1 protein-coding gene is annotated in these 242 nt (G+C 33.5%); it reads left to right on the forward strand.

Annotation, left to right across the window (positions count from 1 at the left end; genetic code table 11):
- Window positions 1-69: 69 nt before the first annotated feature.
- The coding region (locus AC0IXC_RS29340; protein WP_471653726.1) for a CDP-alcohol phosphatidyltransferase family protein at window positions 70-242 on the forward strand (173 nt) is incomplete at its 3' end.

Consider the following 242-nt stretch of genomic DNA (forward strand, 5'->3'; position numbering starts at 1 on the left):
CAATAACAGTCATCGCTTCGATGACTTTTTTCAATGAACAAATGTTTTTGACAGGATGGAGGAATAGCTGTGAATTTACCAAATAAAATTACAATATCTAGAATCTTCTTAATTCCAATTTTTATGGTCATTATGTTAGCGCCCTTTGAGTGGGGCTCATTTATAATTGGTGATGTAGAGTTACCAATTCTACATTTAGTAGGGGCACTTATCTTTATTATTTCTTCGGCTACAGATTGCAT

The organism is Bacillus sp. AC266 (genome assembly GCF_979253805.1).